A 15,125-nucleotide genomic window follows, 5' to 3' on the forward strand; every position below is an offset into this window, starting at 1 on the left:
GGTGAGATATCAGTCTTCGTCAACCCGCAGGATATCAGGGTTTTCACTTGGGTTAGTCAAACGTTTTACCGTTAATAAAACCCGAAACCAGCAGGCAATCATGGCGAAATAAATGGTTGAAAATCGCGCAATCATGTATATCAGCTGTTTAGGCTCGTGTTTAGTTTTCGGATTGCTTTGCCGCCGCCCCGGAACGCTCGGCATCCCACGCAACGAGCGTCTCGTGAACCGCTTTGGCGACATCGGCAGGAATGCCTCGAACTTCCGCGATCTCTTGCTCGCTCGCCGCGCGCAAACGCTTCATCGAGCCAAAATGACGCATAATGGCACGTTTTCTGGTGGGTCCCACCCCTGGAACGTCATCGAGTATCGAAACCGTCATGGCCTTATCGCGCAGCTCGCGATGGAATGTAATTGCAAAACGGTGCGATTCATCGCGAACCTGTTTGATTAGATAGAGCGAAGCAGACCCGGTCGGCAGCACGACGGGCGTCTCGTCCCAAGGCACGAAAACCTCCTCATCGGCCTTTGCCAAGCCGCAAACTGGTATATCGAGCCCCAGGGCCTCAAGTTGTTTGATCGCAGCCGTCAATTGCGGTTTGCCGCCGTCGACAACAAGCAGATCGGGCCGCGAGCCAAAGCGCTCATCGGCCATGCGTTCGGGAGCGTAGCGTCGTCCCAAAACCTCGGACATCGACACGAAGTCGTTTGCCTCGTCCAATTCGGCCTGAATTTTAAAACGACGGTACTGGCTCTTGTCAGCGCGCCCGTTGGTAAACACTACCATCGAGGCGACGGTAAAGGTTCCGTGCAGCGTCGAGATATCGAAGCACTCGATACGCATCGGCGGCGCCGGCAGCGCCAGCGCGCTTTCGAGCTCCAGGAGCGCTTGATTGGTGCGGTCGTCAGCGTACCCCGTTCGCATCATGTAGCGCATGAGGGCATGGCGCGCATTTTTGGATGCCATAGCGAGCAAACGGTGCTTTTCGCCACGCTGCGGCCTATGGAGATGGCAGGAACGCTCGCGCTTGCCTGCAAGCCACTCCCCCAGCGCCTCCGCATCCTCAAGCTCGACGGAGAGGTTGACCTCAGCTGGAATATCAGCCGTCTCATCGTAATAGCGTTTAAGAAAGCCCGACTGGAGCTCTTCCTCGTCAACATCAAGACCCTTGTCGAGAATGAACTCGCAGGTGCGAACTGTTCGGCCCTCGCGAACGACGAAGACGCAAGCGGCGGAGATGGTCTCTTCGCGATAGAAACCGATGACATCGATATCGACACTGGAGGGAAAAACGACTTGCTGACGATCGTCCAGACCCCTGATGACCTCCAAACGACGTTTGACGCGTGCCGCGCGCTCAAAGTCGAGCGCCTCGGCGGCATCCGTCATCTCGGAGGTCAGCTCATCGACGACATCCTTGCGATGGCCCGACAAAAAGCGCTCGACACGCTTGACGTTCTTGGCATAGTCTGCCGGGGAAATCGCACCGACACACGCACCCGGTCCGCGCCCGACATGGTAGTCAAAGCAGGGGCGCCCGTTTTGCGCGCAAATCATATTGACGATGTCTTCCTCGCCCTTGTGGGACTCGACGATACGGCGGCAACGACGCCACTCCGCACAGGATGCGGAGCAAATGGGAATAACCTTGCGCAGCGTATCTATCGTCTCACGTGCCGCACGGCTATCGGTATAGGGTCCAAAATAGCGCGTTCCCGGCTTATGACGCTCACGCGTGTATTTGATAGCGGGATACAGGTCGCCCTTTGTAATGGCGATAAAGGGGTAGCTCTTGTCATCCTTGAGGTCGACGTTAAAGTACGGATGGTACTGACCAATCAAATTGCGCTCGAGCACCAACGCCTCATGCTCGGTCTCCACCACGATATAGTCAAAGCTCGCCACCAGCTGCATCATCAGCGGGATCTTTTGACGCTCATCCTGCAGTGTCACGTATTGACGCATGCGGGCGCGTAGGTTTTTCGCCTTGCCCACGTAGATGACATCGCCCTTGGCGTCTTTCCAAAGGTAGCAGCCGGGCTGCGTGGGAACGCGCGAAACCTGCTCGGCAAGCGTTGGAATGTTGTCGTGACCGACCATGCGCACCTACTTGCGACGAAGCAGCGCCGAGACCTCGGGCATCTTAAGAACGACGGCAAGGCCAAAGGTAACAGCAAGCGAGACGACACCCGCAACGCAAACGTAGCCAAGAGTAATCAGAATCGAGCCGCCAAGTGCCCCGACAAAGTGCTCAAGCGCCCACATGACGCCGGCGCCTGCGGCAGCACCCAGGCCACCGAGCAAAAGGCCAAAGAAACCGCCATGCAGGATAGATTTGACCTGAAGGCCACGCAGACGACGACGCAGCCACCACAGCGAACAACCGACCAAGATCACGTAGTCAACGACATACGAAAGCGCGATTGCCGGCATACCGAAGCCCAGCACAACGCCAAACAGCAGAACCGAGCCGGCCTGGCCGATGGCGGAATACAGGCAATAGCGGCTATAGGGCTTCATGTCGAGCAAGGCAGAGAAGCTCTTCTGCATCAATACGACCACGCCGTAGAGCGGCAGCGAGAACGCCAGGTAGACAAGGAACTCGGACACCAGCGCCACGCCGGACTCATCAAACTTGCCGGCACAGTAAATCATGTTGAGCGGACGCGCGAAGACAATCAGGTACAGCGTGAACGGAATCAGGAAGAACAGCATCTGGGCGACGCCACGCGAAATGCCCGTGCGAACGCTGTCGTAATCCTTCTCCTGTGCGTCGTGAGAAAGCTCGGTATAGAGCGCCGTCGAAAGCGAGGCGGCAATCAGCGCGTAGGGCAGCGTGTACCACAGACGCGCATAGGCGATGACGGAAGGACCAGTCTCGGGCTGGACCACCAGCGCGGCAGCGTTGGTGATAGAAGTCGAGACAAACATGCACACTGTGGCGAGCAGCGTCGGGATACCGAGCGCAATCGTCTGGCGCAGTGCGGGGTCCTTAAAGTCGATATGGATATGGGGATGCACGCCGTGCTTACCAAGCGCGGGGATCTGACATGCCATCTGAACAAAGACACCGAGGGTCGTACCGGCCGCAATCAAGATGATGCCGGCACGTTCGCCAAGCTGTGCGGACACGGGCGCAAAACCCATAAAGCTCGCAATGACGATCACATTGTTGAGGACCGGGGCAAACGTCGACCAGAAGTAGTCGCGGTGTGCGTTGAGAACGCCCGAGAACACCGAGCCCAAACCATAAAACAGAATCTGGATGGCAAAGAAACGGAACATGAACGCAGCGGTATCCATGCTGCCGCCGTCACCCGAAAGGAACGATTGCGTCCAGATAAAGCCCGGGGCGAACACAGTCCCCAGCAACGAAATGCCACCCAGCACCAAAAGCAGAATACCAAGCAGGTTGCCCACGTACTCGTTCGAGGCCTCGCGACCCTGCTCACGCCTCACGCCCATGTACACGGGCAAAAAAGCCGTCACGAGCATGCCGCCCATCACGAGTTCGTAGAGCATATTGGGCAGGTTGTTGGCGACCTGATAGGAGGACGAGAGTAGCGACATGCCGATAGCTGCCGCCATTGCCCACGTGCGGATAAAACCGGTGACGCGAGACACGATGGTCAGGATGGTCATAAGCCCGGCGGAACGACCAACCGTGGAGTAGTCCGACGAGCCCATGTCGTCAGTGTCATCTCGCGACGAAGAAGCCTCAGGCGCGGGCGTCTGAGAAGCCGAACGCTTTGCAAAGTGAGCCCCGCGCTTCGATTCTTCCTGCGGCATCGTTCAGTCCTCTCTCGTGATCGGGGCAACCGTCGCCCCGCAAAATGCAACTAAGTCGTCGGGGGCAAGCTCAAGCTGATAGCCACGCTTACCGCCTGAGATAAAAATGGTATCCCAAAGGACGCATGTCTCATCGATCAGCGTCCGAAAGCGTTTTTTCATGCCGACTGGACTGCAGCCGCCCCGGACATACCCCGTCGCGGCAAGCAAGTCCTTAACATGCATCATGGTCAGCGACTTTTCGCCAGCGGCGCGCGCGGCGGCCTTTAGGTCAAGCTCGTCGGCAACGGGAATACAGCACACAACGTGTTCATTGGACGGCGCCACGCAAACCAAGGTCTTAAAACCCTGGCCAGGCTCCTCGCCAAGTTGTTCCGAAATTGCAACGCCTAAACCCGCCGACTCATCGCCATCGTCTTCATACGTATGGAGAATATAGGAGATGCCGGCGTTTTCCAGCTCGCGCATCGCATTGGTTTTCGGCGTCTTTGCAGCCTTTGCCATGGCATGTCCCTTCCCTCGCATTCGAACGTAACGCCTAAGTATATGTCCAATGTAGCCGCATACGTCATCTCGACACACAGAAGCGCCACCGAATCGAAAGGAATCGGTGGCGCTTCTCGCATGACGGCGTCTCTTTACTGGGCGTCGAGTTGTGCTTGACGCTCGCGGTCGCGCTCGAGCAGCGGGGCCAAGAACTTGCCCGTGTAACTCTGTGAACATGCCGCGACCTGCTCTGGCGTACCCGAGACCACGACAGTTCCGCCGCCATTGCCGCCCTCGGGGCCCATATCGATCAGACGGTCGGCAACCTTGATGACATCGAGATTGTGCTCGATCACCAGAACCGTGTTGCCCGCATCGACCAGGCGCTGCAGCACGTCGAGCAGCTGGCGGACATCCTCAAAATGGAGACCGGTCGTCGGCTCATCCAGAATGTAGAACGTCTTACCCGTCTGACGGCGGTGGAGTTCCTTGGCGAGCTTTACGCGCTGTGCCTCGCCACCCGAAAGCGTCGTTGCCGGCTGGCCCAAGCTCACATAACCCAAGCCCACATCATACAGAGTCTGGAGCTTACGCTTAATCTGAGGAATATTGCCAAAGAAAGCCAGCGCCTCGGTGACGCTCATGTCGAGCACGTCAGAGATGGTCTTACCACGGTAGGTGACCTCAAGCGTCTCGCGATTATAGCGCTTGCCGCCGCAGACCTCGCAGGGGACATAGATATCGGGAAGGAAGTGCATCTCGATCTTGATTTGTCCGTCGCCCTTGCATGCTTCGCAGCGGCCGCCGCTCACGTTAAAGGAGAAACGTCCGGGCGAGTAGCCGCGCGCCTTCGACTCCGGTGTGCTCGCAAACAGCGCGCGCAGATCATCCCACAGGCCAATGTACGTAGCGGGATTGGAACGCGGTGTGCGGCCGATCGGCGACTGGTCAATGTCGATCACCTTATCGATGCACTCGATACCCTCGAGCTTTTTGTACGGGCCCACGGGACGCGTCGAGCGATGAATGGCATTCGTAAGGGCAGGCGCGATGGTGTCGGTAACCAGGGAGCTCTTGCCCGATCCCGACACGCCGGTAACGACCGTAAGCGTACCGAACTCAATCTTGGCGGTAACGTTTTTGAGGTTGTTGGCACGGGCGCCCGTGATCTTAAGGCAGCCGCGACCGGGCTTGCGGCGCTTGTCGGGAACCCGAATCATTCGCTTGCCAGTCAGGTAGGCACCCGTCATCGAATCGGGGCACGCCATGATATCGGCAGGCGTTCCCGCGGCGACCACGTGTCCGCCGTTCACGCCCGCGCCGGGGCCCATGTCGATCACATAGTCGGCAGCACGAATCGTATCCTCATCATGCTCGACGACGATGACGGTGTTGCCGATATCGCGCAGGCGCTCAAGTGTCTTGATCAGGCGCTCGTTATCGCGCTGATGAAGGCCGATCGATGGCTCGTCCAAAATGTACAGGACACCCATGAGACCGGCGCCGATCTGCGTTGCCAGGCGAATGCGCTGGGCCTCGCCTCCGGAAAGCGTCGCCGAGGCACGGTCGAGGGTCAGATAGTCGAGTCCGACATCGACCAGAAAGCGCAGGCGCTCCAGGATTTCCTTAACAATGCGCCCGCCGATAAATTGTTGGCGCTCGGTAAGCTCCAGGCCCTCAAAAAACTCGAGCGACTCGCGGCACGACAGGCAGCAGACCTCGTAAATGGACTTACCGCCTACGGTAACGGCGAGCATCTCGGGGCGCAGACGAGCACCATGGCAACTCGAGCACGGCTCCTCGCGAATGTACTTCTCCAAGCGCGCCCTGGTGTTCTCATTCGTCGTCTCGTTATAGCGCTCGTACAGGATATTGCGCACGCCCGAGAACTTGGTGTCCCACTGGCTGCGACGCCCATCGAGCTTTTGATAGTCGACCGAAATCTTCTGGTCGCCCATGCCGTCTAAAAACGCGCGACGCACCCGCGGAGGCAGATCCTCCCACGGCGTACCGACGCTCACCTTAAAGTGTTTGCAGACCGCAGCGAAAATCTGCGGATAGTAGTTAGAGTTGCCAAACAGGCTGCCAAAGACCCCGTCGGCGATCGACTTCGAGGGGTCTTCGATTAGCGCTTCGGCATCGACCGTCTTCTTAAAGCCCAGGCCATCGCACTCGGGGCACGCGCCATAGGGCGCGTTGAACGAAAAATCACGCGGCTGAAGATCGTCAATGGAGTGTCCATGCTCCGGGCACGCCAAGGCCAACGAATACTCCAGCAGCTCGCCCTCGGTCCCCTCGGGAGCATCACGATCGGGCAGCATGTACACGTTTACATTGCCGTGAGCCAGCGCGGTCGCCTGCTCAACAGACTCGGCGATACGGCCCAGAGAGTTCTCGCGGATCACGATACGATCGACCACGACCTCGATATCGTGCTTAAACTTCTTGTCCAGATCGATCGGATCGTCGAGCGAGCGCACTTCACCGTCGACACGCACGCGGCTAAAGCCCTCGGCGCGAAGGTCCTCAAACAGTTTAGTGTACTCGCCTTTTCGCCCGCGCACCACCGGTGCCAGCACAAACGCGCGGCGACCCTCCCCCGCGGCCAAGACCTTGTCGGCAACCTGGTCGGTCGTCTGGCGCTCAATGACGCGGCCGCATTCGGGACAGTGAGGGGTGCCCACACGGGCGAACAGCAGGCGCAGATAGTCGTAAATCTCGGTTACGGTGCCAACCGTCGAGCGAGGGTTTTTAGACGTCGTCTTTTGGTCGATCGACACCGCCGGCGAAAGGCCGTCGATTGAATCCAAGTCGGGTTTGTCCATCTGGCCCAAGAACTGGCGCGCATAGCTCGAAAGGCTCTCGACGTATCGACGCTGGCCCTCGGCATAGATAGTGTCGAATGCCAACGAACTCTTGCCCGAGCCAGAAAGACCGGTAATGACCACGAGTTGGTCACGCGGAATGGAAACATCGATATCACGGAGGTTGTGCTCACGAGCGCCGCGAATAACGATAGAAGAATCAGACATGGAAGCTCCTTGCCTCCTATAACTTCAAATCACACCGTCGATGAGTTTAGCGCACTCAACGCGCACAGATGTTCGTGATATAAGATTCTCAGACCTTTTGCTTTATCTGACACGCGCACGTCGCATACCCGACCCATGCTTTCGAATGCCATCGATCGCCCGCCGCTCATCACAAATGACTCCCGCTCGCAAACGAGGGTACAATGACGCTTGTGTCACATCGCGGGGCCCCGGCCCCAACATATACAAAGGAGTCATACATGGGTTGCGAACACGCACAGGCCGCTGGCGGACAAACCGCACCGCAGGAATTTGAGGAGAACACGCTGTCCGAGGTCAAGCGCGTCATCGCCGTGCTTTCCGGCAAGGGCGGTGTCGGCAAGTCGTTTGTCACCGGTGCCATCGCCACCGAGCTCGCCCGCCACGGTCACAAGGTCGGCGTTCTCGATGCCGACATTACCGGTCCCTCCATCCCCAAGATGTTCGGTATGAGCGGACGCCACGTCCATGCCCTTGGCAACCTTATGCTGCCCGAAATCTCCGAGCACGGCGTCAAGGTCATGAGCTCCAACCTGCTGCTCCAAAACGAGACCGACCCCGTCCTTTGGCGCGGTCCGGTCATCGCAGGCGCCATTAGGCAGTTCTGGAGCGAGACCTCGTGGGGCCCCATCGACTACCTGCTGGTCGACATGCCTCCGGGAACAGGCGACGTCGCGCTCACCGTCTTCCAGTCGCTGCCCGTCGACGGCATCGTCGTCGTCACGAGCCCGCAGGATCTGGTCTCGATGATCGTCGCCAAAGCGGTCAACATGGCCGAGAAGATGAACGTCCCCATTCTGGGCATTGTCGAGAACATGAGCTATATTGAGTGCCCCGACTGCGGCAAGAAGATTGAGGTCTTTGGCAAGAGCAAGCTCCCCGAGGTCGCAGATCGCTATAAACTCGCCATCTTGGGCCAGCTTCCCATTAATCCGGCACTCGCTGAGGCCTGCGATAAGGGCGAGGTCGAGACCGCGCTGCCCGATGGCATGTTGCCCAAGGCAGTCTCTGCCGTCGAGGCCATTACCCCGCACGAGACCGACGAGGCCTAAGTGAACGCGAGCGCCTTCTATGACGTCCTGGTAATCGGCGGCGGAGCTTCAGGCCTCGCCGCTGCCATTACGGCTGCACGCGCTGGCAAAAGCGTCTGCATCGTTGAGCGCGATGTCGCCAGTGGCCTTAAGCTCCTTGCGACCGGTAACGGCCGCTGCAACCTCTCCAACGAATCGATTGATCCTCAGCGGTATAACCACCCCGCATTCGTTGAATCCGTCATGGGCCCCCAGCCCGAACAAGAGCTTATGGGTTTCTTCTCCTCGCTGGGCATCATGACAACCTCCGAGGAAGGCCGACTGTACCCGCGCTCCCTTCGCGCCGAATCGGTTCGCGACGCGCTTCTCAACGTTTGCGACCGCCTAGGTATCACCTTAATCTGCGGAGCCAACGTTGCCTCGGCGCACGAAGCTTCCGAAGGCTGGGTACTCCAAATAGACCGTCCAGCGCGGGCGCTCAAGGCAAAAAGGCACGACGACCGAAAATCGGAGCTCCGCTCGCTTCGGAAAGCGCTCGTCGATGTCCCTCGCAAGAACGAGACCCTGCAGGCACATGCCGTAATTATCGCCACGGGCGGCAGCCCCACCGGTATCGCCGATACGTTTCGCCTCCCCCTCACTTCGCTGCGCCCCATCCTCTGCCCCGTTTCGGCAACGGTCGTTGGCGATAGGGCGGCACTCAAGACGTTGGATGGCCTGCGCGTCCGCGCCCGCTTGACGCTCGCCCGTAACCATAGTGAGCTCTGGCACGAAGACGGTGAAGTGCTGTTTCGAACCTTCGGCATCTCGGGCGTCGCTGTCTTCAACCTCTCCCGTCGTATCCAGCGCGGCGATACGATCCTGCTCGACGTTTTCCCCGACCTCTCCAAAGACGAATTGCTCGATACGCTCAACCGGCGCGTTGAGCTGCTCGGTAGTTTTTCGCCCCGCAATCCCCGTTGGCTCGACGGCATGCTCGCCCCGCAACTCTCCCGCGTCGTCTGCACAGCGTTCGAGCAGTGCCATCCAGGCTCCAATGATGTCATCCACCTGGTCTCGATCCTCAAGCACTTTAAGTTGCTCGTCGAGGGAACAGCCGAGGAACGCTCTGCGCAGGTCACGCGTGGTGGCGTATCTGTCGAGAGCATCTCAACACCCAGTTTACGCGCGCGCAGCGTTGTCGACGCCCCGCTTTACGTCTGCGGCGAAGCGCTCGACATCGACGCCGATTGTGGAGGCTTTAACCTTGCGTGGGCCTGGCTCTCGGGCATTCGCGCTGCAAGCAGCCTGTAGCCACGCAGTCTATAATCAAAAACGCATTCGGGCCGTCTGGGATACCGGACGGCCTCTTTCTTGCCTCTAAGGAGACCTCGATGATCGAAATCACCCAAGTCAACGCGTCGCTCGATGAAGCCGGCGATGAAAATGCCTGCCTCATTGTTGGCAAGCGAGTCGCCAAGCGCGTCCTACGTTGCAAGGACTCCGAGATCAAGTCCATCGAGCTCCACCGCAAGTCAATCGACGCTCGCAAAAAACGAGACGTCCATTTTATCCTGAGATTTCGTGTTGAGCTGACTAGTCCCCACCTCGAGCGAGAAGCGGTCGGCAACGTTGCCGAGCGCGACCGCTCGCGCGTACGCGCGATAGAAGACGATGGGCCTTCATTCCCCTCCCCCGTTTCCGGCGCACCCAAAGAACGCCCCGTCGTTGTCGGCGCCGGATGTGCCGGCCTTTTCGCTGCGCTTACGCTCGCCGAAGCAGGTCTTAAGCCCTTGCTCATCGAGCGCGGCGACCCGGCATTTCGCCGCTCGCAGGCGATCGACCTCTTTCTAAAGGAGCGCATCCTCGACCCCGAGAGCAATATCCAGTTTGGCCTGGGCGGCGCGGGAACCTTCTCGGACGGCAAGCTCAATACGGGAACCAAAAATCCCGCCCATCGCCTTATCCTCGAAACCTTCGTCGAGGCGGGTGCACCCCGCGATATTCTGTGGGATGCCAAGCCGCACATTGGCTCCGACATCCTTCCCAAGGTTGTCACCGCTATATCCCAGCGCATCGAGCAGCTCGGAGGTGTCGTCTGTTATCGAACGAGGCTCGTCAACATTCGCATCGACGTGTCTGGCGCCATCACCGGTATTGATGTCCAATCGTCCCAAGACGCCGCTTGCGAGCCAATCGAGACAAAGCACCTCATCCTCGCCTGCGGGCATTCTGCTCGCGATATTTTTGAGCTCCTTAAGGACCACAACGTGACCCTCGCACAAAAGACCTTTGCCATGGGCGTTCGCATCGAGCATCCGCAGCGCGACATCGACCGAGCCCAATATGGAGCCTCGGCGGGACATCCAGCGCTCGGGGCGGCCCCTTACAAACTTGTTGCCCATCTTCCCAACGGCCGCAGCGTGTTCTCGTTTTGCATGTGCCCCGGCGGACAGGTTGTTGCCGCCTCTTCAGAACCGTGCCATCTGTGCGTCAACGGGGCCAGTCTCAATGCCCGCGACGGACGCAACGCAAATGCCGCTCTGCTCGTTAACGTCACGCCTGAGGACCTTCCCAACGATGGCCCGCTCGCCGGCATCGAGCTCCAGCGTGCCTGCGAGGCGGCTGCCTATCGCCTGGGCGGTTCCAACTGGAACGCACCGGCACAGCTCGTCGGAGATTTCCTCGCAGGACGCGCCAGCACGGCACCCGGAAAGGTAAAACCAACCTATCCACTTGGCGTGACCTGGACGGCGATCGACGATGCCCTCCCGCAGCATATCGTCGAGTCGCTCCGCCTGGGACTTCCCCTACTCGGAAAAAAGCTACGAGGCTACGACCGCCCCGATGCCGTTCTTACCGGTGTGGAGACTCGTTCGAGCTCACCGGTCACTGTCACCCGAGACCGAGCGTGCCATGCCGTGTCGACCCCGGGCCTCTACCCTTGTGGTGAAGGAGCTGGATATGCCGGCGGCATCATGAGCGCGGCCACCGACGGCATCCGTTGTGCCGAAGCCCTAATCGCTGACCTCTAGCGCACGAATTCCAGCGCGCAAAGGATACAGGCCCCGAGCTCCACAGGGAACTCGGGGCCTGTTCGCTATTTCTTAAACCGTGCACCCTGGCGTTTTCTGCCCGATGCGAACGTGGAACCCTTGCGGGCCTGCGAACGTAAGCGCTCGATCGTCTCGTCCTCAGACGCACCCTCGAGCATCGCCCGAATCTGAACGACGGCATCGCGCAGGCGCGCCGCCTCCTCAAAGTCCATGGCGGCGGAGGCGTTACGCATGTCTTCCTCCATGGTCTCGACGATCCGCACGAGCTCGTCGTGCGGTAGCCCTTCCAGCTGCTCGGCAAGCGTCTGCTCGGGTGCCGACGTCTCCGGCGCGGCGCCCTCGCCGTTTTCGTCGGGTGTATAGAACGCACCGTGACCCAGTGAATCGCCTCTCGAGCGTCCCTTCGAGCCCACAGTCTTTTCGGCCTCGGCAATAAAGCTCGAAATGTCGTTAATGGCCTTGCGGACCGTCTTGGGCACAATGCCATGGTCTTCGTTATATGCCATCTGAATCTCGCGACGGCGCTGCGTCTCCTCGATGGCTTCTTTCATCGAATCGGTCACAACGTCTGCATACATGATGACCTCGCCGTCGGCGTTACGGGCCGCGCGGCCAATCGTCTGAATCAACGAACGGCGGTTGCGCAAGAAGCCTTCCTTATCGGCGTCGAGAATTGCCACCAGCGAGACCTCGGGAAGGTCTAGACCCTCGCGGAGCAGGTTGATGCCAACGAGAACATCGATCTTGCCCTCGCGCAGCGTTCGCAGGATCTCGACACGGTCCATCGTCGCCGTATCGGAGTGCATGTAATTGACCTTAATGCCCGCATCAAGCAGGTGGTCGGTCAGGTCCTCGGCCATGCGCTTGGTCAACGTGGTCACCAGCACACGCTCCTTGCGGGCAACGCGCTCGCGAATCTCGTCCTCAAGATCGTCAATCTGGCCTCGGACCGGACGAACGTCGATCTTGGGATCGAGCAGACCGGTCGGACGAATGATCTGCTCAACGTCATTTTGGCTCACTCGCAGCTCATAGTCACCCGGCGTGGCCGAAACATAGATAAACTGGGGGATCCTTGCCTCAAACTCATCGAAACGAAGCGGGCGGTTATCGAGCGCCGAGGGCAGGCGAAAACCATGCTCCACCAGCGTCACCTTACGCGAGCGGTCACCTTCGTGCATGCCGCGAATCTGCGGCACCGTCACATGGCTCTCATCGATGATGCAGAGCATGTCCTTAGGAAAGTAATCGATCAGGGTAAACGGCGGCTCACCCGGCTTGCGACCGTCCAGATGACGTGAGTAGTTCTCGATGCCGTTGCAAAAGCCCATCGTCTCGAGCATCTCAAGATCATAATCGGTGCGCTGCTGCAGACGCTGCGCCTCGAGCAACTTGTCGGTCGCCTTGAGCTCCGCCACGCGCTTCTCGCACTCTTCGCTGATCGATTTCAGAGCCGCCTTGACCTTCGGCTTCTCGGTCACGTAGTGCGATGCCGGCCATACGGGGATGGCCTCGTACTCACGAAGCATCTCACCGGTGACCTCATCGATCTCGGCAATCAGCTCGACCTCGTCGCCAAAGAACTCAAACCGCAACGGATGCTCGGCATAAGGCGGATACACGTCGACAACATCGCCGCGCACGCGGAACGTGCCGCGTGCCAGGTCATAGTCATTGCGATCATATTGAATGTCGATAAGTGCATGGATAAAGTCATCGCGCTCGAGCGGCACCTTTTTGTCGACGTTCGGGGCTAGGCCCGCATAGTCCTCAGGAGAGCCAATGCCATAGATACACGAGACCGATGCGACGACAATCACATCTCGTCGAGAGAGCAGCGATGCGGTCGCCTGATGTCGCAGCATCTCGACCTCTTCGTTAATCGAGGAGTCTTTCTCGATATATGTATCGCTTTGCGGCACATACGCCTCGGGCTGATAGTAGTCGTAGTACGAGACGAAGTAGACCACAGCGTTGTTGGGAAAGAACTCTTTGAGCTCGCTCGCAAGCTGAGCGGCGAGCGTTTTATTCGGAGCCATGACCAGCGTCGGCTTTCCCAAGGCCTCAATAGTCTTTGCCATCGTGAAGGTCTTGCCCGAACCAGTCACGCCCAGCAAAACCTGATAGCGGTCTCCGTCCCTCACACCCTGCACAAGCGACTCAATGGCTTTAGGCTGAGAGCCTGCAGGGTCATAGGGAGACACGACCTTAAACGGCACGTCAGAGCCTTCAACGCCAAAGCGCTTAAGTTCACCACCAACGCGTTCTACTTCAAATTCCGCCATGGATACTCCTAACTCATATATCTGCAGTATACGCAGGCGGCAGGCATAGTCCTATACGAACCGATCGGGATATAGGGTCTTGTAGCGAACCCAGGCATTATTGACACGAATCAGATACGCCTGCGTCTCGGGAAAGGTAATTGCATTATGAAGCGACGTACTCTGCTGCGCCCATCCGTCGACATTGCCCATGCCGGCGTTATAGGCGGCAATGGCACTGTCAGTCGACCCGTTAAAATACGCTAGAAGATACGAAAGATACGCACAGCCAAACTCGATATTCGTTGCCGGATCGTTAAGGTTGTCGACCGAATACTCGCCACCGTCGACAAGGCCCTTGGCGATCATATCCTGGGCAGTCTCGGGCATCAGCTGCATCAATCCCTGAGCACCTTGATTCGACTCGGCCTCGGGATCCCAATTCGATTCAGACTTAATGACAGCGCACACCAAATACGGATCCAAACTATGCGAAATGCTGGATTGCTTAACATACGCCTCGTAGTCAATCGGATACAGCGGTTTAAAGAAAGCAGCAGGAGCATACGAGTAAACGAATGAGATAAGGCCAAAGACAAAAACGGCAGCCAGCGGTATAAGGCGATACCAAGTAAGGAAACGTGTCTTAGGCATCGGCCTCCTCCTTATCCACAACATCCCCGAACCCATGGCGCACAAGCCATGCATCCAGTTGTTCAAAGAGCGAGTTATCGCCTGCCGCATTATCAATAACCGTTGTGGCAAGATCGCGCAGCGCAGACTCATCGGGCTGGCAAGCAGAACGGGCATCGAAATCAGATGGCACCATGCCACGTTGAATAGCACGCTCGCGACGAACTGACAAAGGAGCGCTGATGACCAGAATTTCATCAGCCAAGCCAAATGCATCCTCAAAACCAGTCGGAGCAGAAACCTCGACTACCGCAAAGGGATAACGGGGAGACGAAACCGTACAACAAACCGGATCGAGAATCCTAAGCGAAAGCTGTTTAATGAGAACGGGATGCACGATACCATTGAGCCTTGCGACCGAATCAGGAGAAGCGAAAGCTCGAGAAGCGAGGATGCTGCGGCGAATGGCGCCTTCCTCATCCAAAATGTCCCAACCGAATTCATCCGCGAGAGCATTGACGATATCAGAGCCCGGCACATACAGCGATTTTGCAAGCTCATCAAGATCGATAAGCATAGCGCCACGAGATTCGAAATAGCGGCAGGCAGTCGACTTACCCGAAGCAATATTGCCCAAGACAAATACGGTAAACATCAAGCCCTCCCTAACGCCAATGCGAGTAATTATCGCTCAAATACACTAGAAGGGCTCAAAATACAGCCAAACAGTAAGAGCGCATAAGAGGGAGCTAGGTCCCAAAGCACAACGTGTCTATAACGCAAAAAAGGGGGAGGCCGCGAGGCCTCCCCCTTCT

Annotated in this window: 10 protein-coding genes; 3 read left to right on the forward strand and 7 right to left on the reverse strand. The window is 58.2% G+C overall.

Going from position 1 to position 15,125, the window contains the following annotated elements; genetic code table 11:
- Positions 1–160: 160 nt before the first annotated feature.
- The 4 genes from uvrC to uvrA all read right to left on the reverse strand — a co-directional run bounded on the left by uvrC (position 161) and on the right by uvrA (position 7,308).
- Positions 161–2,101 carry an excinuclease ABC subunit UvrC gene (gene uvrC / locus DW732_RS05895; RefSeq protein WP_117735353.1) on the reverse strand — a complete coding sequence of 647 codons (1,941 nt, stop codon included), beginning with the start codon at positions 2,099–2,101 and terminating at the stop codon, positions 161–163.
- A gap of 6 nt (positions 2,102–2,107) precedes the next feature.
- Complete coding sequence (gene murJ / locus DW732_RS05900; RefSeq protein ID WP_233505143.1) at positions 2,108–3,790, reverse strand: murein biosynthesis integral membrane protein MurJ; 1,683 nt, start codon at positions 3,788–3,790, stop codon at positions 2,108–2,110.
- Between the two features lie 3 nt (positions 3,791–3,793).
- Positions 3,794–4,294 (reverse strand): Cys-tRNA(Pro) deacylase, encoded by a 501-nt coding sequence (gene ybaK / locus DW732_RS05905; RefSeq protein ID WP_117735354.1) that lies wholly within the window; start codon positions 4,292–4,294, stop codon positions 3,794–3,796.
- Between the two features lie 134 nt (positions 4,295–4,428).
- Positions 4,429–7,308 carry an excinuclease ABC subunit UvrA gene (gene uvrA, locus DW732_RS05910; protein ID WP_118099043.1) on the reverse strand — a complete coding sequence of 960 codons (2,880 nt, stop codon included), beginning with the start codon at positions 7,306–7,308 and terminating at the stop codon, positions 4,429–4,431.
- Positions 7,309–7,568: 260 nt separating this feature from the next.
- Here uvrA and DW732_RS05915 point away from each other — a divergent pair, with 260 nt between their 5' ends.
- From DW732_RS05915 to DW732_RS05925, 3 genes are all read left to right on the forward strand, one after another.
- The gene (locus DW732_RS05915) at positions 7,569–8,399 is read left to right on the forward strand and encodes an Mrp/NBP35 family ATP-binding protein (RefSeq protein ID WP_118099044.1); all 831 of its coding nucleotides are present in this window, start codon (positions 7,569–7,571) and stop codon (positions 8,397–8,399) included.
- Positions 8,400–9,671, forward strand: coding sequence for an NAD(P)/FAD-dependent oxidoreductase (locus tag DW732_RS05920; RefSeq protein ID WP_118099045.1), 1,272 nt, complete (start codon positions 8,400–8,402; stop codon positions 9,669–9,671).
- Positions 9,672–9,751: 80 nt separating this feature from the next.
- Positions 9,752–11,392: an NAD(P)/FAD-dependent oxidoreductase gene (locus DW732_RS05925; protein WP_118099046.1), complete on the forward strand. Its 1,641-nt coding sequence runs from the start codon at positions 9,752–9,754 to the stop codon at positions 11,390–11,392.
- Between the two features lie 65 nt (positions 11,393–11,457).
- Here the strand turns inward: DW732_RS05925 and uvrB are convergent, their stop codons facing one another.
- Genes uvrB through coaE form a run of 3 tightly spaced genes read right to left on the reverse strand, consistent with a single transcriptional unit; the run spans position 11,458 to position 14,965 of the window.
- Complete coding sequence (gene uvrB, locus DW732_RS05930; protein ID WP_118099047.1) at positions 11,458–13,698, reverse strand: excinuclease ABC subunit UvrB; 2,241 nt, start codon at positions 13,696–13,698, stop codon at positions 11,458–11,460.
- A 51-nt stretch (positions 13,699–13,749) separates the two neighbouring features.
- Positions 13,750–14,331, reverse strand: coding sequence for a lytic transglycosylase domain-containing protein (locus tag DW732_RS05935; protein ID WP_117735360.1), 582 nt, complete (start codon positions 14,329–14,331; stop codon positions 13,750–13,752).
- The gene (coaE, locus tag DW732_RS05940; protein WP_118099048.1) at positions 14,324–14,965 is read right to left on the reverse strand and encodes a dephospho-CoA kinase; all 642 of its coding nucleotides are present in this window, start codon (positions 14,963–14,965) and stop codon (positions 14,324–14,326) included. The genes DW732_RS05935 and coaE overlap by 8 nt, the downstream gene beginning before the upstream one ends.
- Positions 14,966–15,125: the final 160 nt, after the last annotated feature.

The sequence above is a fragment of the Collinsella sp. AM28-11LB genome (assembly GCF_003469895.1).
Taxonomy (GTDB): domain Bacteria; phylum Actinomycetota; class Coriobacteriia; order Coriobacteriales; family Coriobacteriaceae; genus Collinsella.

What these genes read in the sequence shown, in the direction of transcription:
- murJ (WP_233505143.1), bottom strand. Translation starts at nt 3,790, where the DNA reads ATGCCGCAGGAAGAATCGAAGCGCGGGGCTCACTTTGCAAAGCGTTCG.
- ybaK (WP_117735354.1), bottom strand. Translation starts at nt 4,294, where the DNA reads ATGGCAAAGGCTGCAAAGACGCCGAAAACCAATGCGATGCGCGAGCTG.
- uvrC (WP_117735353.1), bottom strand. Translation starts at nt 2,101, where the DNA reads ATGGTCGGTCACGACAACATTCCAACGCTTGCCGAGCAGGTTTCGCGC.
- DW732_RS05935 (WP_117735360.1), bottom strand. Translation starts at nt 14,331, where the DNA reads ATGCCTAAGACACGTTTCCTTACTTGGTATCGCCTTATACCGCTGGCT.
- uvrA (WP_118099043.1), bottom strand. Translation starts at nt 7,308, where the DNA reads ATGTCTGATTCTTCTATCGTTATTCGCGGCGCTCGTGAGCACAACCTC.
- uvrB (WP_118099047.1), bottom strand. Translation starts at nt 13,698, where the DNA reads ATGGCGGAATTTGAAGTAGAACGCGTTGGTGGTGAACTTAAGCGCTTT.
- DW732_RS05915 (WP_118099044.1), top strand. Translation starts at nt 7,569, where the DNA reads ATGGGTTGCGAACACGCACAGGCCGCTGGCGGACAAACCGCACCGCAG.
- DW732_RS05925 (WP_118099046.1), top strand. Translation starts at nt 9,752, where the DNA reads ATGATCGAAATCACCCAAGTCAACGCGTCGCTCGATGAAGCCGGCGAT.
- coaE (WP_118099048.1), bottom strand. Translation starts at nt 14,965, where the DNA reads ATGTTTACCGTATTTGTCTTGGGCAATATTGCTTCGGGTAAGTCGACT.